Here is an 18,587-nt window from a genome sequence, read left to right on the forward strand (position 1 = left end):
TAGGAAAAATCGTCGTTTGCCACGTCTCCAGATCAAATGTCGAAATTACTGAAAAACCTATATAAAGTCGCCCCACCTTACAACCCAATTAATCCCATATAAAAATTGACAAATTCACCCCGATCGAATTATTATTACAAATCAAAAAAATTGCCAGAAGAAAACAAATGACACAGGATCTAAAAAGCATTAGAATTCGAAATTCCAATTCTTTCAGGGAAAAAATAGAACAGCAATCCCAATCAATAGATTCAATTCATAAAATATCTGAATTGTTATTCCTATCTCAGCAATCATTTCTTAATAAGATTACAGTAATAGGATCTATTCTTACAATTATATTTGGAATTGGAAGCATATCTTCCTCATACATGCAATGGGAAAAGTTAAATTCAGCAATCGAAGAAATTGGCAAGAAGAGCTCTGACTTCGAAAAAAAGATTGATGACGAACTAAACAAGAAGGCAATCAAATCAATCTCAATCAGAAACACAATTGACGATTCTGGTTATATATATGGATCCCTGTCGATATCGCCTCAGTTTTTAGGAGAAAAACTTGTCGGATACACATTGGAGTCCGACTTCTCTGTTATATTTTCTTTTGTAGGATCGACTACAAACCACCTAAACTCGTACAAAATAAAATATTCGAAAAAATTTGTTGATACTTTCCTCAAGCACCCCGACCAAATCACGGCCAAAGAAGTAATTTTGGGAAAAACATACACACTTGGCTCTGAAAAAGTCGTTACTGGGCGCGACAAGTACGTTAGCTTCAACGCAATAACTCGCAACAAATCATGCGAATATCTTGAAAATGAAATTTCGAAATTGGTTGCCCTCGACAACGCCGGTGAAGTAACAATTTGGCCGATCTACGAAATAGACAATCAAATTGACTCCAACAGGACGTTTATTATTAAATTTGAACAATCAGCAATGGCATACGACTGCGCTCATTTCGAAACTCTTCGCTAACTCGCATCTTGCTAACTACATTCAAATTTCAGGAGTGAATGTTATTGAGCAGCAGCCCGCGCCTTGATCGCCGCCTGGGCCGCAGACAGCCTTGCAATCGGCACCCGAAACGGCGAGCACGACACGTAGTCCAGCCCGACATCCTCGCAGAAGTGGATCGAGGTGGGGTCGCCGCCGTGTTCGCCGCAGATGCCGAGTTTCATGTCAGGCCTTGTCTTGCGGCCGCGTTCGGCGGCGATGCGGATGAGTTCGCCGACGCCGTCGAAATCGAGCGAGACGAAGGGGTCCTGGATGATGATCCCCTTCTTCTGGTAGGTCGGGATGAAGCGGGCGGCGTCGTCGCGGGACATGCCGAAGGTGGTCTGGGTCAGGTCGTTGGTGCCGAAGGAGAAGAATTCGGCGGCTTCGGCGATGATATGGGCGCGGATCGCGGCGCGCGGCAGTTCGATCATCGTGCCGACGAGATAGGAGATCTCGAGTTCGGCTTCGCCCATGACTTCGGTCGCGACCCGGTCGATGACGGCCTTCACGTAATCCAGCTCGGAGCGCAGGCCGACCAGGGGCACCATGATTTCCGGCACGACGGGAGCGCCTGTTTCGCGGGCGGCGGCGACGGCTGCCTCGAAGATGGCGCGGGCCTGCATTTCGGCGATCTCGGGATAGGAGATGGCAAGGCGGCAGCCGCGATGGCCGAGCATGGGGTTAAACTCGTGCAGCGCATCGATGCGGCGGCGCATGAAGCCGGGCTCAAGCCCCATGGCGTTGGCCACTTCCTCGATTTCCTCGTCCGACTTCGGCAGGAATTCATGCAGCGGCGGGTCGAGCATGCGGATCGTCACCGGCAGGCCATGCATGATGGTGAAGAGCTCGGTGAAATCGGAGCGCTGCATGGGGAGCAGCTTGTCGAGGGCGGCGCGGCGGCCGGCCTCGTCTTCGGCGAGGATCATCTCACGCATCACATGAATGCGCTCGCCCTCGAAGAACATGTGTTCGGTGCGGCAAAGGCCGATGCCTTCGGCGCCGAAGGAGCGGGCGGCGCGGGCATCACCCGGCGTGTCGGCATTGGTGCGCACCGTCATGCGGCGGGTCGCATCGGCCCAGACCATCAACTGGGCGAAATCGCCCGAGAGTTCCGGCTGCAGCATGGGCACCTCGCCCTTCAGCACCTGGCCGGAGGAGCCGTCGATGGTGACGATGTCGCCCTTGGTCAGCGTGACGCCGAGGCCAACAAGCTTTTCGTTGCGCAGATCGACGCGCATGGTGCCCGCACCCGAGACGCAGGGGATGCCCATGCCGCGGGCGACCACGGCCGCGTGGCTGGTCATGCCGCCACGCGTCGTCAGGATGCCTTGTGCCGCATGCATGCCGTGAATGTCTTCGGGGCTGGTTTCGACGCGCACCAGAATGACCTTGCGGCCTTCGCTTTCGGCCTCGACCGCCTCTTCCGCCGTAAAGACGATGGCGCCGGTCGCCGCCCCCGGCGAGGCGGGCAGGCCGGAGCCGATGACATGGCGGGTGACGCGCGGGTCGATGGTCGGGTGCAGCAATTGGTCAAGCGAAGACGGCTCGATGCGCAGCACCGCTTCTTCTTTCGTGATCAGGCCTTCCGCGACCATGTCGACGGCGATCTTCATCGCGGCCTTCGTCGTGCGTTTGCCCGAGCGGGCCTGGAGCATCCAGAGCTTGCCGCGCTCGATGGTGAATTCGAGATCCTGCATGTCGCGGTAATGCGCTTCCAGCCGGTCGCAGATGGCGCCGAATTCGGCGAAGGCCTCCGGCATCAGCTTTTCCAGCGAGGGCTTGTCGGAGCCACTGTCGATGCGGGCGGCTTCCGTGATCGATTGCGGCGTGCGAATGCCGGCGACGACGTCCTCGCCCTGCGCATTGACCAGGAACTCGCCGTATAATTCCCGGGCACCGGTCGAGGGATTGCGGGTGAAGGCGACGCCGGTGGCCGAGGTCGAGCCGAGATTGCCGAAGACCATGGTCTGCACCGTCACCGCCGTGCCCCAGTCCCCGGGAATGTTGTGCAGCAGGCGATAGGTCTTGGCCCGCGGGTTCATCCAGCTGGAAAAGACGGCGCCGATCGCGCCCCAGAGCTGGACGTGGGGATCCTGCGGAAATGGCTGGCCGAGGTCCTGTTCCAGCAGGTCCTTGTAGAGGCTGACGATGTGCTGCAGCTCGACGGCCGACAATTCGGTGTCGAGCTCGTGGCCGAGGCGGGCCTTTTCGTCCTCAAGGATCTCCTCGAAAACCTCGTGATCGAGGCCCATCACGACATCGCCATACATCTGGATGAAGCGGCGATAGCTGTCCCAGGCGAAGCGGGCATCGCCGGAATGCTGGGCGAGTGCGGCGACCGTGTGGTCGTTCAAACCGAGATTGAGCACGGTGTCCATCATGCCGGGCATGGAGGTGCGCGCACCGGAGCGCACGGAGAGCAAAAGCGGCTGGCTGGTATCGCCGAAGGCGCGGCCGGTGGCCGTCTCGATGCCTTCTATGCCCTGGAGAACCTGGGCTTTCAGATCGTCGGGAAGGGTCTTGCCGCTCTTGTAATAGATGCCGCAGGCGTCTGACACGATCGTGAGGCCGGGCGGAACAGGCAGACCCAGCGCCGCCATTTCGGCGAGATTGGCCCCCTTCCCTCCCAACTGATCGATCTCGGCCCTACTCCCCTCGGCCTTTCCTCCGCCGAAGGTGTAAACCCACTTGCGCATCGCCCTCTCCACCCAAAACAGGCTTTATTTTCCACCGTTTACAGCAAATGTGACGGATTGGAAACGCCACCTTGTCAAGTTTATGCTGCAATGCATCATAATTGCGGCAGTGACAGGGGATAGCGGTCTCGGCGATGTGAATCCTCGTGAGGGCGGCGGCCGTCCGAGGGGATGGCTGGAACGAGCGGCTGGTGAGACTGTCTTCCGACACCGTGTAAAGCGGCAATTGTTACGGCTCATCACGCAATGCGATAAACGGTCACTTAAAATGACCGAAGAAATCGCTTCAGGATGATGCACTGCGGTCGAGACTTTGGTAGTGGGCATGCACGAGTATTGTAATCCGGAATCGAAAATGACCCTGAAAAGCCCGGTGCCCCTGACGCAGATCCCGCATAACGACCTGTATCGCAAGGGCGACGTCTTCGTTCTCTTTGGTGAATTGTTCGGTCGCGGTTATGTCACCGGCCTGCTGGACCAGGCGAAGAAGGCCGGCATGGAGATCATCGGGATCACCGTTGGTCGCCGCGATGAGCACAACAAGCTGCGTCCGCTGAACGATGAGGAACTCGCCCAGGCCGAAGCCAATCTCGGCGGCCGGATCATCAACATTCCCGCCATGGCCGGCTTCGATCTCGATGCGCCGGAAGGCGAGCCGACGCCGACGGACCTGCTTTCGGCGCTGACGCTGGAAAACTGGGAAACCGAAAAGCTCGACTGGGCGCATATCGAAAAGTGCCGCGATGTCGGCGTGAAGCGCTTCCAGGATGCGGTCGCCAAGATCATGGCCGAGCTTGAAGGCATGATTGCCGATGGCAAGAACGTGCATTTCGCCCACACCATGGCCGGCGGCATTCCGAAGGCCAAGGTCTTCCTCGTGATCGCCAACCGCATCTACAAGGGTCGCGGTGCGCGCCACATGTCGTCGCAGGTGCTCTTGGAAAGCGATCTCGGCAAGCTGATCCTGCAGAACTTCGACGAAGTCTCGGCCAACACCTTCCGCCACCTGATCGAAGGCAGTGCTGCCATCCGCGCCCGCATCGAAAAGAGCGGCGGCCAGGTGCGGTATTCCGCCTATGGCTATCACGGCACCGGCATCCTGATCGGCGACGACTATCGCTGGCAGACCTATACGAACTACACCCAGGGCTATGCCAAGATGAAGCTCGAGGCGATTGCCGAAGAGGCGTTTGCGTCCGGCATCAAGGCGACCGTGTTCAACTGCCCCGAGATCCGCACCAATTCATCCGACGTCTTCGCCGGCATCGAGCTGCCGCTTCTGCCGCTCCTGAAGGCCTTGAAGAAGGAAAATGGTGGGGCGCGGGCTGAGAAGATCTGGGCCGACTGCCAGAACCTGCTTGTCGACGGTGCGACGATCGACGAGGTGCTCCAGAAGATCGCCGACTTCCAGGTCAGCGCGGTGATGGAGCCGTTCTACGACTTCAACAAGTGGCCGATGCCGAACAGCCAGGGCCAGTCCGACATCACCATCGGCACCTCGACCGAGATCGCCCAGATGCACAAGGACGGCAAGGCGCTGATCTCGGACTATCTGAGCGTGCTCGTGGTCGAGGCGACCGGCGCTCTGATCTTCGGTGAAATCGCGCATCCCTCCACCCCGGTGATCTGGCTGAACCACGACGTGGTGGCGCGGCAGATTAATTCGGCGGGTTGAGCGCGGGAAGCGAATAGCGAATAGGCGGTAGCCAATAGAAGATGCCGGGAGCTTGCTTTCGGCATTTTTGTTTGATGAGGTCCTCTCCGCCGTCATCCTCGGGCTTGTCCCGAGGATCTACCACCGCTGCTATTGGCTTGACGTTTATGGCCTTTCCCAGGCCTCCCCTTCCTGGCCACCCTTGGCAGATCCTCGGCACAGGGCCGAGGATGACGGCGCGTATGGGGCATGCTCCCTTCCCGCTAGATCTCTTGGCGAGCAGCAGCAACCAATGGGTCTTTTGCAAGGGCGAACCGTTCGGCGTCTCGCACGGCTGGACTTGTCGCCCGGATGCTGGCACGTCCGTAATCAGTTGTCTGACAAATCGAGTCTTCCACAAATCGAGTCGTCCCATGCGCATTCCCCCGCAGTTTCGCGTCTATATCGCCTTCTTCCTGTTCGCCATGTCCACCGGCGCGATGTTTTCGCGGCTGCCGGACCTGCAGGCGCATTTGTCGGTGAACAAGGCCGAACTCGGGATGACGCTGATCGGCATGGCGATCGGGTCGCTGATTTCGCTCACCTTTTCCTCGCCGCTGATCGTCCGGCTTGGCACGCGTACGACGCTTGCCATTTCGCTGCTCGGCGTCATGGCGCTGCTGTCGACCATTCCGCTGTTGCCCAATGCACCCTCGGTCTTTGCCACGCTCTTCGTCATGGGCCTGCTCGCCGGCGCGCTGGAGATCTGCCTGAACGTCGAGATCGGACGGATCGAGGCCGAAATCGGCTTCGGGATCATGAACCGGGCGCATGGTTGCTGGAGCCTCGGTTTCTTCGTTACCGCCATCACCGCCTCGCTGGTGCGCCAGGCCGAGATCAGCATGCAGATGCATATGCATGCGTTGCTCGGCGTGATGTTCGTGATCGGGGCGGTGACGGTCGCCGGCATGAAAAATGCACCGCACCTCCCCCATGTCGGCACCGCGCAAGACCAGCCGCATTTTGCCCTGCCGACGCTCGGTCTGCTGCCGCTCTGCATCATCGGCACCTCGGCCTTCCTGATCGAAGGTGCCGGCATCGACTGGTCGACGATCTACATGAACGAGGTTTTCGAGGTCTCGCCCTTCATCTCCGGCTCGGGCCTCACCCTGTTTGCCTTCTTCATGGCGCTTGCCCGGCTGACCATCGATCCCGTCGTTGATCGGCATGGCGCGCGGCTTGTCGGGCGTGTGCTCTTGACGGTGGCCGCATTCGGCATCGCGCTGGCGTGGGTCGCGCCGCATCCTTATGTGGCGCTTCTCGGCTTCGCGCTGATGGGGGCCGGCTGCAGCGCGGTCTATCCCATGGCGGTGACCGCCGCTGCCCAGCGTACGGACCGGCCGGCCGTGGTCAACGTGGCGGCGATTGCGCAGATGGCCTTTGTCGTCTTTTTCCTCGGCCCGCCGCTTCTCGGTTTCGTTGCGGAAACCTTCGGCATCCGCAATGCCTACCTCGTCTGCCTGCCGCTGGTGCTGGGTTCGATCCTGGCCAGTTCGGCACTGCCGGTGCGGGTGATCAAGGCCGGGCGAGAGGCCGCGGCGTGAGGCTCATTGCCGTCAGTTGGCCAATGCCACCAGCTCGTCGGGGGTCGGGTCGCCGAAGAATTTGACGCCGAGTTCGGCGTCGGAAACCTTGAGAACCGCATGTTTGCCATCGGCGGAGAAGATCGCGACCAGCCGGCTTGCATCACAACGGCCGGCCTCGCAGGCACGAAACAGCTGCCGCCTTTCGCCCGAAACCACGACCTCCTCAGAGGCCAGAGCCACATAGCGCGGCTGGCTGACCAGTGTGCGCACCCAGAAGGGCAGTCCCGGCTTGCCCTTGATCATGTCCATGAGACTGTCTCGATGGACCGCCGAGGTTTCGAGAACCTTGGGCAGGAAGTTGCCGGAGAGGGAAGTGTCGGGAAGACCGTCCGTGTCTTGCGTCGCGGCAGGGGCCGCAAGCGACAACACCATCAGAGCGGTGAGAATGGAGTGTCGCATCACACCAGATCCCGCTCGCGCAGCGCCTCTGCCGTCTGCAGGTCGACGGAGACGAGCTGGCTGACACCCTGTTCAGCCATCGTCACGCCGAAGAGGCGGTTCATCCGGGCCATGGTGATGGGGTTGTGGGTGATGATGACGAAGCGGGTCTCGGTGGAGGCGGCCATCTCGTCCATCAGGTTGCAGTAGCGCTCGACATTGTGGTCGTCGAGCGGCGCGTCGACTTCGTCCAGCACGCAGATCGGCGCGGGGTTGGTGAGGAAGACCGCGAAGATGAGCGCCATGGCGGTGAGCGCCTGCTCGCCGCCCGAGAGCAGCGTCATGGTCTGCGGCTTCTTGCCCGGCGGGCGCGCGAGGATTTCGAGACCGGCTTCCAGCGGGTCGTCGCTTTCGATCAGCTGCAGCTCGGCGGTGCCGCCGTTGAACAGGTGGGTGAAGAGGCGCTGGAACTGGGCGTTGACGACGTCGAAAGCGGCGAGCAGGCGTTCGCGGCCCTCGCGGTTCAAACTCTGGATCGCGCCGCGCAGCTTGCGGATCGCATCGATGATGTCGTCACGCTCCTTGATCAGGGCTGCCAGCTTGTCCGACAGTTCCTTCTGCTCTTCCTCGGCGCGCAGATTGACGGCGCCTAAGCGCTCGCGCTCCATCTTCAGGCGGTCGACATTGCGCTCGACCTCGCGCAGGTCGCCGATCTGCGAGGGGTCTTTCAGGCCCGTCAGGCGAAACGCCTCGTGCGGGGGCACGTTCAACGCTTCGGCAATGCGGGCCTCGGCATCGACACGCCATTCCTTGGCCGAGACCAGGCGCTCTTCGGCGCGGCCGCGCTTTTCCCTGGATTCGGCGAGTTCGGCGAGCGCGGCGGCGGCCTTCTGGTCAGCCTCGCGCTGACGGGTTTCGGCGTCGACCAGGCGGTCGGCGGCCTCGCGGCGATCTTTTTCCGCCTTGTCGAGGGCGGTCATCAGGTTGCGGCGTTTGTCCTCGAATTCGTCGGGCGCCATTTCGAGATCGGTGATTTCTTCGCGCGCTTCTGCCTCGCGCTCGCGCAGGGTCGCGATGTGTTCTTGCGCCGATTTGGCGCGGTTCTGCCAGTTCTGCTTTTCCTGGCGGATCGCAAGAATGCGGCGGCGACGCATCTCGTCTTCGCGGGCAAGCCCCTCGAAGCGGGCACGGGCTTCGGCGAGCAGGCCACGGTCGCGGGCAACCAGGCTTTCCGCCTCCCGCAGGCGGGCGTCGAGGGCGGAGAGATCGGGCGTCTCCTCCATCTCAATGCGGGCGGTTTCTTCCTGCTCGACGATCTCCTCGATCTGAGCCTTCAGGCCATTCACCGCCTCCTCGATCACCTCGCGGCGGCGGATGAGATCGCCGGAGGCGCGTTCGGCTTGGGCCAGGGCATCGCGGGCTTCGGCGAGTGCGCGGACGGTGAGCCGGCTGCGGTCGCGGGCATCCGTGAGACGGGCCTCTTCGGTGCGGATGGCGTCGGCGGCCTCGCTCAACCGGTCCTCGGCTTCGCCCATCTGGTCGCGGGCTTCCTCGGTCTCGATCTCGATTTCGGCGAGGCGATTCTTCTGGGCAAGGCGGAGCGCTGCCGCACTCGGGGCATCGGCGCCGGTGACATGGCCATCCCAGCGATAGACGGCGCCATCGCGGGTGACGAGGCGCTGGCCGGGGGCGAGGCTCGCCATCAGGCGGAGGGCGTCACCTTCTTCGACCACGCCGATCTGGCGGAGTGCACGGGTGAGGGCTGCGGGTGCGCGGACATGGGCGATGAGCGGCTTCGCGCCTGACGGCAGGCCTGCGTCCCCTGCCCCGTCGCCATTGCCATGCCAATGGGCGGGGGCGGATGGGTCGAGGGCGCTGTCGAGGTCGTCGCCAAGCGCGGCTCCGAGCGCGGTCTCGAAGCCACGATCGACGGAGAGTTCGTCGGCGACGGGCGGGAAGTCGCCGGTTGTTGTCGAAGCCAGGATGCGGGCGATGGTGCGGGCTTCGGTCTCCAGACCGTTGACCCGCGCACGGGCGGCTTCGAGCGGCTGGCGCAGGTGGCTTTCAGTGCGGCGCGCCTCTGTCAGCGCTGCCTCGGCCTCCATCGCCGCACTCTCGGCATCGGCCACCGCCTGTTCGGCGATCTCGACCATTTCGCGCTTTTCGTCCGGATCGGGCAGAGCGGCGATGCGTTCGAAGATGTCGGAAAGTTCGCGGGAGGCGTCGGAGACCTGGCGCTCCAGCCTTGCGCGGCGTTCGGCGAGATCGCGGATGGCGCGTTCCAGCTGATTGCGGCCGGCGGCGGCTTCGGCGCGCTCGGCGGTGAGCCGGGTGAAATCGCGTTCGCTGTCGACAAGGGTCGCTGCGGCGGCGTCGAAGGTCTCCTTCGCCTCTTCAGCGAAACGTCCGGCATCGGCGAGGATTTCCTCGAGTTCGGCCTCTTCTTCCGCCAGCCGCTGGATGACCTCGGCGTTTTCGGAAACCAGACGCTCCTCGCGGCGGATGTCCTCGTCGAGCTGGGCGAGACGACGGGTGAGTTCGTCGCGGCGGCGGAGGATACGGCTGGCTTCCTCGTCCAGTTGGCTGCGGGCGATCTGCAGGCGCTGGAGGGCGGCGGCACATTTCGCCTCCTCCTCACGCAGTTCCGGCATTTTCAGGCTGGCGACGGCCTGCAGCTTGGCCGCTTCCATCTGGAAGTTCGCCTTTTCGGCGACGATGGACATGGCCTGATTGAGGGCGCTTTCCGCCTCCCCTTCCGCCTGTTTCGCCTGTGCCCAGCGGATATGGAGGAGCATTGCCTCATGGGCGCGGATATCGGCTGACAGCTGCTTGAAGCGGTTGGCCTGGCGGGCCTGGCGTTTCAGGCTCTCGATCTGGCTTTCGAGCTGGGCGGTGATGTCTTCCAGCCGCTCCAGATTGGTTTCGGCGGCGCGAAGCCTGAGTTCGGCCTCGTGGCGGCGGGAATGCAGGCCGGAAATGCCGGCGGCTTCTTCAAGCAATTGCCGGCGGGCCTGCGGTTTGGCCGCGATCAGCTCGCCGATGCGGCCCTGGCCGACCATCGAAGGCGAGCGGGCACCGGTCGAGGCATCGGCAAACAGCAGCTGCACATCCTTGGCGCGGGCTTCCTTGCCGTTGATGCGGTAGACGGAGCCGGCACCGCGCTCGATGCGGCGGGTGACCTGGATCTCGTCGGCATCGTTGAAGGCGGCCGGCGCCGTGCGGTCGGAGTTGTCGAGGTAGAGGCCGACTTCCGCCGTGTTGCGGGCCGGGCGATTGCCGGAGCCGGAGAAGATGACGTCGTCCATGCCGGACGCGCGCATGTTCTTGTAGGAATTCTCGCCCATGACCCAGCGCAGCGCCTCGACCAGGTTCGACTTGCCGCAGCCATTGGGTCCGACAATGCCGGTGAGGCCACGCTCGATGACGAATTCGGAGGGCTCGACGAAGGACTTGAAGCCGAGAAGACGCAGGCGGTTGAATTTCATCGGCACAGCCTCCCCTTCGCCCCGCTTGCGGGGAGAAGGTGGCCCGTAGGGTCGGATGCGGGGCCGATGGCCGAGGTTTTAAGGCTCAAGACGCTGAAGTCGAACGAGAGCGCCCCCCTCTGCCCTGCCGGGCATCTCCCCCACGAGGGGGGAGAGCGGCGCGCGGCACTTGTCGCGGTCACCGCTGGTGTCGCGTCCGGCGCAGACAGCGCAGCTATGGGTAAAATGATTTCAGTATGGGAGCGAGAGGCCGGCGGATTTCCGCTCTCCCCCCCTGTGGGGGAGATGCCCGGCAGGGCAGAGGGGGGTAACGCCAGATGCAGCTTTACGAATGCGCCCCTCATCCCCGGCGCAAATTTTGCGCCTGACCTGCCGCCACCTTCTCCCCGCAGGCCGGGAGAAGGGCGATCAACGCCGCCCTCGCCCATCTGGCCACCAGACATACAAACGGGCGCACGGGTTTCCCCGGCGCCCGTCGTCAGAACGGTGCGTCGATCAGAGCAGGCTGTCGATGAGGGCCGACATGGAGTCAACCGACATGTCCCCCGAATAGGCCTTGCCATTGATCAGGAAGGTCGGGGTCGAGTTGACACCGAATTCCTGGGCGCCGCGATCGCGGACAGCCGACACATCACCGGCAAGCTTCGCGTTCGTCAAGCAGGCGTCGAAGGTCTCCTGTGTAAAACCGCCGAGTTTCGACAGTTGCAGCATGGCGGAGCGCACATCGCCATTGTCAGGGGCGGCCCAGGCGCGCTGCTGCTTCAGGAACATCGAGACGAAGGGGAAGAACTTGTCTTCGGTGGTGCAGCGCGCCAGCATGAAGGCGGCGAGCGAAGCGGTGTCCTGCGGGAACGGGAATTCGCGCAGCACGAAGTAAGCCTTGCCGCTGTCGACATATTTGGTCTTGATCGCGTCGAAGGTGGTTTCGTGGAAATGGGCGCAATGCGGGCAGGTCATCGACATGTATTCGATGATCTTGACCGGGGCGTTCGGATCGCCGAGCGTCATTTCCTTGAGCGGGCCTGGCTTCAGGGCCGCTTCCATGTCGACATCGCGATCGGCCTTCGGCATTTCGGCAGACGTGGTGGAGGCCGTGGTCTCGTTGCTGACCGCCGGCACCGGCTGCTCGGCACTGGCCGACTTCTCGTCGCTGCAGGCCGACAGGGCGGCAACGGCGCCAGCCAGGGCAATACCGCTCAGCAGGCGGCGCTTGGTGATCGTGAGTTCAGACATCGACATCGGTCTCTTACCTGTTGGAATGACGGTTGTTCTGGGCTCAACCGTTATAACGGCAGATGGCGGCAAACAAGGCAGGCTGCCATGAGAAAAATCAAAGTTCCGTGACCTTTTCAAGGACACAGCGTCACCCATTGCCTGCAGGACGGATATCCCACGCGGAACGTCTGTCCGTGCCCGACACTTGCCCTTGCTGCACTGCAGCCTTACAGATGTGCGCTTGCCGCGCAGCGCGCGGGAAGGCACCAAACTTGGCCGTTCAGTGCGTGTTTCTTCACTTCATAGTTCGGATCAACTTGCCGTAAATGATTTTATTCGGGTCGTTTCCAAGAGTTGCAGTCATGTTTTATTCATTCAAAAGTTTCAGCAGGCTCTTTTCCCGGACGATCCACATTGGCGGCATGGTGATTTGCTTCGGCCTGCCGCTCACCTCCGGCAACACCCTCGCCCAGTCGTCGCAGAATGTCGGCCCCCGGCCCGGCGGCCAGTCGCTGGATGTGATCGAGGCCGAGCGCAAAAAGCTCTTCGCCCAGATGATGGCGCATCCCGACGATCTGGACACAGCCTTCCAGTATGCCGCCCTCTCCTCCCAGGCCGGCGACCTCGAAGGGGCGGTGTCGACGCTGGAACGCATGCTGATCTATGCCCCCGGCCTGCCGCGCCTGCAGCTGGAGCTCGGCGTGCTCTATTACAGACTCGGGGCCTATGAGACGGCGCGGCAGTATTTCGAGGGCGCCCAATCGGCCGGTGACGTGCCGCCTGAGGTCAAAACCAAGGTCGAGGACTATCTCGCCGCGATCGACAAGCAGGCGGCTCCGTCGTCGCTGACCGGCATGGTTCGCGCCGGCATCCGCTATCAGAGCAATGCCAATGCCGGGCCCGGCAATTCGACCGTGACCCTGAACGGCCTTTCCTACAGGCTCGACGAGCTGACCGTGGCGGGTGAGGATTTCAACGCCTTTCTTACCAGCTCCGTGCGGTATCGCCACGAGCTGGACGAACAGGGCATTGCCATCGAGGCCGGAATTTCCGGCTATACCGCCGGGTATCGCGACCGGGATGCCTTGAACACAGGAGCGCTCGAAGGTTATGTCGGCCCGACCTTCGACCTTGCCCGCTTCGGCCTCGACGACCGGACCCTTTCTGTCTTCCTTCTGTCAAGCGGCGTGCTGATCGAGGGCGATCGCTATCTCGCCTCGATCGGCGCCTCGACCACATTCAACTGGCAAGTGACGCCGACGGACGGGGTGGCTGCACAGCTCGAATATCGCTACGAGGACTACAACAATACAAAGTCCCGCCAGAGCCCCGAATATCAGACAGGCGACCGCATCGACGGGCAGCTTTCCTATTCGCGGCAGATCACCGAGGATTTCAACATTTCCAGCCGGGTTCTGGCCACACGGCGCATTGCCGAAACCGACTATCTTTCGTCGACGGAACTTGGTCTGGGGATCGGCAGTGCCTGGCGTTTCGCCGCGCCGATCGGCGATGGTCCGGCCTGGGTTCTGGCCCTCGACACGGCTGTGTCGCGCCGCAACTTTGACGGCCCGGACGCCATGATCGATGCAGACGAGCGCCAGCAGGATACGGAATTCAGCGTCAATCTTCGGCAGATCGTGCCGTTTACCGACAGCGTGGCACTGGTGGCGGAGGCCGGCTACCGCAAGGTCTGGTCGAACTACGACATCAAGACCTTCGACAATATCAGCGTGTCCCTCGGCATCCAGTCGAGCTTCTAGGAGAGCACCATGAACCGCATCCTGTCGACCTCCGCGCTCCTTGCTGCTTCCGTCGCCATGTCCATGGCCGCCGCCGCCCCCAGCCGTGCCGAGGCCAATGTCGCCGGTGTGACGGCCGCAGTAAACCCGACCGCCTCGGCCCTCCAGCCGGGCGGAAAGCGCAAGCTGATCTCGCTTGGCGATCCCGTCGTGCGCGACCAGCGCATCGAGACCGGACCGGAGGGCCTGGTGCAGATCCTGCTTGCCGACGGCACGTCGTTCACGGTCGGGCCAAACTCCTCCATCGTCATCGACAGCTTCGTCTACGATCCGGAAAAGCAGACGGCATCGCTCGCCGCCACCATGACCAAGGGAGCTCTGCGCTTCATCGGCGGCAAGGCTTCGAAAGCGAGCGGTGACGTGAAGATCGACACGCCGATCGGCACCGCCGGCATTCGCGGCGCCGTTGTCGACATCAACCTCGACGGCCGGACCGCCGACGGCCAGGTGATCCCGCCGCATGTCTCGCTGGTGTTCGGCAAGCAGGTGGAATTGAACAGCCGCGGCAGTTCGGAACGCCTCTTCCGGCCGGGCTTTTCGATCGTCGCCGGCGATGGCGGCAACAGCGTCAAGCGGACACCATCCCTCTGGGTGAGCAGCCTGCAGCAATATCTCGCCGGTCGGCCGGGCATGACCGGCGGCGCGAAGATGGTGCCGACCGACCAGAGCGTGCGCAACAGCCAGGTGGCGACCAGCAATTCACAGCAACCGGTGGCGAAGAACAACATACCCGTTCCCCGCCCCCGGCCCTTGCCGGTGACGGCGCCGGACGAGATCGCGGCGACGTCGACCCGGGACAATACGCGGCCTGAGGTACCGGAGGAAAATCCCGGCGCCGAAGTCCCCGTGCCAAGCAGCGCCAGCGTCAGCGTTGGCGTCGGTTCGTTGGGCAAGGTGAACACGCGTTCCGGTACGGTCACGCAGAATGCGGACGGGACCATTACCGGCAGCTACGGCGCCGACAGCTTCATTCTTCCCGCCCTCGCATCGACCTCGTCGCTGACGTCGCAGACGGTCAACGGCACGGCCAATGGTGCCGCCGTCAGTGGCACCGCCTATACCGGCAGCAACGGTTTTGTCGCCTATCTGCTCACCAACGGGTCCGGTGACCCGTTCTATGTGATCGGCGGCACGCCGGCGAATGCCACAAGCACGCTTTCGAGCGGGCAGATCCTTCACTACGTGCTGAAGCCGGATGTGCTCAACGCGGCGATGGTGAATGCGGATGGCATCACCATCCCCTTCACCAGCGGTTTTCCCGCCGGGCCGACAGTCGCCAGCGACCTGCTTGTCGCCGGTGTTTCCACCAGCAACGGGAAAATCGGACGTGCCATGCAGGCATCCCTTTTGATCGACGGTGCCGGCACCAGTCAGACAAGTGCGATCAATGTCACGGCAGGCAGCATCGGCTTGTTGCAGGGTGGCGGATATGGATTGACCGGCTCGACTGCGGGTTCGGGTCGGGACACCGCGAACAGCCAAGCCTCGCACGGTCAGGGAATCACCACATCGATCGGTTCGACGGCCGGAGGCGACCAGTTCTATGGTAGCGGCGGCGAGTATCTGGTCGTCGGGACCGGCAGCCTTCCGACCGTCGACTTCGGAGACCCTGACGGTGAATTCCAGGGTTATGACTATCTGCATGTCGCGGGCCGCAATGACGCGGCATCAACTGCTGCAGTGAGAAGCTTCGGCAGCCAGACGCGGACGGGTTTTTCGTCGTGGGTGCTGCGGTCGTTTGGCTCCAATACGATCCGCGCGGGACGGGCGACCGTCACCTTCGATGCCACCCAAGGCACCTTCACCGGCGGGATCACGTCCGTCGGCGGGGATTATTATGCCGACTTCTACGGTAACGACGACCGGACCTATCTCAGCGACACGCTGATGGCGGCGACCAGTTCCAAGGACGGGACCTATATGGTCTCGTCTGCGGCCGTTCCGGCAAAGATCTTCAATGGCAACACGTCGGCGCAGATCTGCACCAGTTGCGAGTTCATGACCTGGGGTTGGTGGGGTCGAAACCTTTACGGCGAAGTCGACTACAAGGTTCATCTCGGCAACTGGATCATCGGAGAGCGGCCGGCGAACACGGCCGTTCCCACAACGGGCAGCGCGACCTATACCGGCAATGCCGTCGGGACGGTGCTGAACAACGGTGCGCAATACATCGCGACGGGGAACCTCGCGGCGACGATGAATTTCGGCGCGCGCACCGGTACAGTCGAGATCAGCAATTATGACGGCAAGGGCACGTTCGGCGCCAATGTGAGCTTCCAGTCCGGCGGCAATCCGGTGTCGACGCTTACCAGTTCATCGATGATCGGCATTGCCACCAGCGTCACCGGCGCCTTCGCCTCGGATGGCACCGGCACTCCGTCCGGCAATGTCAGGGGCGTGATGGGGAACTTCACGGCTGTCGACGGCACCTGGTCGTCGACAGGCATCTTTGCCGGCAGCACCACGGGCGTCGTTCCGTGACAGACCGCATGGCGGAGACCCGGCGGCCACAGGCCCGCCCAACACGGCGGCTTTCCTCCTCCCAGCGTCGGCGGCTCGGAGTCATGCTGATCGGGGCGGCGGCGTTGACGGGGGTGATCACGCTCCATGCCGTCTTCGCCGACCAGGCCTTTCGCCTGACCGCCTTGGTCTTCGACAGCTATCAGAGCTTCAAGCCGCGGGAGGCGACGGACCCGCCGGTGGCGGTCATCGATATCGACGAGGCCTCGATCGCGAGGCTCGGCCAGTGGCCGTGGTCGCGGCGGGTGGTGGCCGACATGGTGACGCGGGCAAGCGCATTCGGGGCTGCGGCGATCGGCTTCGACATCGTGTTTTCCGAACCGGACCGGACGGCGCCTTCCCGGCTGATTGCGGAAATGCGCCGCCAGGGTGTTTCGCTCGACATGGCGGGAACCGACCTGCCTGATCCGGATGTCGCACTGGCCGAGGCAGCACGCGTCCACCCCGTGGCGCTCGGCATTGCGCTGACGAACGAAACCCAGGCGCCGGTCGCGCCGCCGAAAGCCGGCTTTTCCTTCCTGGGCGAAGACCCGAGCCCCGCACTCAACCGATTTTCCGGTGCGCTCTCCAATCTGCCTGTTCTGACGCAGGCGACCACGGCTGTCGGCTACTTCTCCTTCCCGCCGTCGCCCGACAATATCATCCGGAGTTTTCCGCTGGTCTCGACGGCCAGGGGCACGCTTTATCCCGCCCTCTCGATCGAAACGCTGCGCATTGCCCAGCAGGCCGGCTCCTTCATCGTGCGCTCGGCGCAGAGCGGTGGCCGGCTCGCCATGACCGACCTGCGTGTCGGAGCGCTCGAGGTGCCGGTCGGCCCCGGTGGCGAGATGTGGATCTATTACTCCGGCCTGCCGGCCATGCCGGTGATTTCGGCTGTGGACCTTCTTGATCCTTCCAAGGCGGCCACACTTGCCGGCCAGATTGAGGGCCGCATTCTGCTGATCGGCACTAGCGCCGTCGGCTTGCGCGATCTCGTGGCAACCCCCGTTGATCCGGCCATGCCGGGGGTGAAGGTGCATGCCGAGATTATCGACCAGATCGCCAGCGGTGTGTTCCTGCAGCGGCCGGACTGGATCACGGGTGCGGAACGCGGCCTCGCCGTCGTTGCGGGCGTGTTGCTGCTTGCGGTTCTGGCACTCGGCTCGCCGGCAATCGCCGTCGCCTCCGCCGTGCTGCTTTCGGCCGGGATCGCGGCTGTCTCCTGGCTCGCATTCTCAAAAGCGCTGGTGCTGTTCGATCCGCTTCTTCCGCTTGCCGGACTTGCCTCCGTGCTGCTGACCGCGCTCCCCCTGCTCTTGATGCTGACCCACCGGGAAAAGCGCTTCGTGCGCGAAAGTTTTGGTCGCTATCTGTCGCCGACGCTGGTCGAACGGCTATCGGAAGACCCGGAAGGGCTGAAACTCGGCGGCGAGGACCGCGAACTGACCATTCTGTTTTCCGACATTCGCGGCTTCACCACGCTCTCGGAGAGCCTCACTCCAACCGAACTGACGGCCCTGCTCAACGGCTTTCTGACGCCGATGACCGACGTGCTTCTGGAGCGCGAGGCGACGATCGACAAATATATCGGCGATGCGATCATGGCCTTCTGGAACGCACCGCTCGATATCGAGGATCATGCGAAGAAGGCCTGTGGCGCCTCGCTGGCCATGATTGCGGCTCTGGAGGCGCTGAACCGACAGCAGGGCACCTCGCTCAAGATCGGCATCGGGCTGAACACCGGCATGGCCTGCGTCGGCAATCTCGGCTCCGATCAGCGCTTCAGCTATTCCTGCCTTGGCGACAGCGTCAATCTCGCCTCCCGCGTCGAGGGCATGACCAAGCTCTACGACGTCGCAATCCTGGTCACGGAAGACGTGGTCCGTCAGGCGCCCGGTTTCGTCTTTGCCGAGGTGGATCGGGTGAGGGTCATGGGACGGCGGGCGGCGGTGCGGCTCTATACGCTGCTCGGTCGCAACAGCGATACTGCTGTTACCGACATGGCGCCGGTGCTCGCCCGGCACGATGCCTTCATCGATGCCTGGCAGGCCGGCGATTTTGCCGCGTGCCGGCGGATGATCGAGGATTTGGCGAACTTGCCAGCCAATCCGCTTACCGGCACGCATGCGCTCTACCGCGACCGGCTGTCTGCCCTGCCCGAGAGAGCCACTGAAGACTGGGACGGCGTGTTTACGGCGACGAACAAGTAGTGTGTCCTCAGGGACTCCACCG

10 protein-coding genes are annotated in these 18,587 nt (G+C 62.5%); 6 read left to right on the forward strand and 4 right to left on the reverse strand.

Annotated elements, in window-relative coordinates; translation table 11 throughout:
* The first annotated feature begins 167 nt into the window (after nt 1-167).
* Nucleotides 168-980: a hypothetical protein gene (locus DFO46_RS12700; protein WP_147412764.1), complete on the forward strand. Its 813-nt coding sequence runs from the start codon at nt 168-170 to the stop codon at nt 978-980.
* A 41-nt stretch (nt 981-1,021) separates the two neighbouring features.
* Here the strand turns inward: DFO46_RS12700 and ppdK are convergent, their stop codons facing one another.
* Nucleotides 1,022-3,697 (reverse strand): pyruvate, phosphate dikinase, encoded by a 2,676-nt coding sequence (gene ppdK, locus DFO46_RS12705; protein ID WP_120277542.1) that lies wholly within the window; start codon nt 3,695-3,697, stop codon nt 1,022-1,024.
* Nucleotides 3,698-4,058: 361 nt separating this feature from the next.
* Here ppdK and DFO46_RS12710 point away from each other — a divergent pair, with 361 nt between their 5' ends.
* Together DFO46_RS12710 and DFO46_RS12715 are read left to right on the forward strand one after the other, a co-directional pair.
* A complete protein-coding gene (locus DFO46_RS12710; protein WP_183041937.1) occupies nt 4,059-5,372 on the forward strand; it encodes a hypothetical protein in 1,314 nt (437 codons plus the stop codon).
* 392 nt (nt 5,373-5,764) lie between these two features.
* A complete protein-coding gene (locus DFO46_RS12715; RefSeq protein ID WP_120277544.1) occupies nt 5,765-6,934 on the forward strand; it encodes an MFS transporter in 1,170 nt (389 codons plus the stop codon).
* 12 nt (nt 6,935-6,946) lie between these two features.
* Here DFO46_RS12715 and DFO46_RS12720 read toward each other — a convergent pair whose 3' ends face one another.
* The 3 genes from DFO46_RS12720 to DFO46_RS12735 all read right to left on the reverse strand — a co-directional run bounded on the left by DFO46_RS12720 (nt 6,947) and on the right by DFO46_RS12735 (nt 12,078).
* Complete coding sequence (locus DFO46_RS12720; protein ID WP_245422569.1) at nt 6,947-7,375, reverse strand: Ivy family c-type lysozyme inhibitor; 429 nt, start codon at nt 7,373-7,375, stop codon at nt 6,947-6,949.
* On the reverse strand, nt 7,375-10,839 hold the full coding sequence (locus DFO46_RS12725; RefSeq protein WP_120277545.1) for a chromosome segregation SMC family protein: 3,465 nt from the start codon (nt 10,837-10,839) through the stop codon (nt 7,375-7,377). Before DFO46_RS12725 ends, DFO46_RS12720 begins: the two co-directional genes overlap by 1 nt.
* Before the next feature lie 495 nt (nt 10,840-11,334).
* Nucleotides 11,335-12,078, reverse strand: a complete 744-nt coding sequence (locus DFO46_RS12735; protein ID WP_110789569.1) for a DsbA family protein — start codon at nt 12,076-12,078, stop codon at nt 11,335-11,337.
* Nucleotides 12,079-12,416: 338 nt separating this feature from the next.
* On the opposite strand from DFO46_RS12735, the gene DFO46_RS12740 reads away from it, so the two are divergent.
* The 3 genes from DFO46_RS12740 (at nt 12,417) to DFO46_RS12750 (ending at nt 18,565) form a co-directional block, all read left to right on the forward strand.
* Nucleotides 12,417-13,817, forward strand: a complete 1,401-nt coding sequence (locus DFO46_RS12740) for a tetratricopeptide repeat protein (protein ID WP_120277546.1) — start codon at nt 12,417-12,419, stop codon at nt 13,815-13,817.
* Between the two features lie 9 nt (nt 13,818-13,826).
* Nucleotides 13,827-16,337: a FecR domain-containing protein gene (locus DFO46_RS12745; protein WP_120277547.1), complete on the forward strand. Its 2,511-nt coding sequence runs from the start codon at nt 13,827-13,829 to the stop codon at nt 16,335-16,337.
* A gap of 83 nt (nt 16,338-16,420) precedes the next feature.
* The gene (locus DFO46_RS12750) at nt 16,421-18,565 is read left to right on the forward strand and encodes an adenylate/guanylate cyclase domain-containing protein (RefSeq protein ID WP_183041891.1); all 2,145 of its coding nucleotides are present in this window, start codon (nt 16,421-16,423) and stop codon (nt 18,563-18,565) included.
* The last annotated feature ends 22 nt before the right edge of the window (nt 18,566-18,587 follow it).

The organism is Rhizobium sp. AG855 (genome assembly GCF_003610655.1).
Taxonomy (GTDB): domain Bacteria; phylum Pseudomonadota; class Alphaproteobacteria; order Rhizobiales; family Rhizobiaceae; genus Allorhizobium; species Allorhizobium wuzhouense.

What these genes read in the sequence shown, in the direction of transcription:
- DFO46_RS12700 (WP_147412764.1), top strand. Translation starts at nt 168, where the DNA reads ATGACACAGGATCTAAAAAGCATTAGAATTCGAAATTCCAATTCTTTC.
- ppdK (WP_120277542.1), bottom strand. Translation starts at nt 3,697, where the DNA reads ATGCGCAAGTGGGTTTACACCTTCGGCGGAGGAAAGGCCGAGGGGAGT.
- DFO46_RS12715 (WP_120277544.1), top strand. Translation starts at nt 5,765, where the DNA reads ATGCGCATTCCCCCGCAGTTTCGCGTCTATATCGCCTTCTTCCTGTTC.
- DFO46_RS12720 (WP_245422569.1), bottom strand. Translation starts at nt 7,375, where the DNA reads ATGCGACACTCCATTCTCACCGCTCTGATGGTGTTGTCGCTTGCGGCC.
- DFO46_RS12725 (WP_120277545.1), bottom strand. Translation starts at nt 10,839, where the DNA reads ATGAAATTCAACCGCCTGCGTCTTCTCGGCTTCAAGTCCTTCGTCGAG.
- DFO46_RS12735 (WP_110789569.1), bottom strand. Translation starts at nt 12,078, where the DNA reads ATGTCGATGTCTGAACTCACGATCACCAAGCGCCGCCTGCTGAGCGGT.
- DFO46_RS12740 (WP_120277546.1), top strand. Translation starts at nt 12,417, where the DNA reads ATGTTTTATTCATTCAAAAGTTTCAGCAGGCTCTTTTCCCGGACGATC.
- DFO46_RS12745 (WP_120277547.1), top strand. Translation starts at nt 13,827, where the DNA reads ATGAACCGCATCCTGTCGACCTCCGCGCTCCTTGCTGCTTCCGTCGCC.
- DFO46_RS12750 (WP_183041891.1), top strand. Translation starts at nt 16,421, where the DNA reads ATGCTGATCGGGGCGGCGGCGTTGACGGGGGTGATCACGCTCCATGCC.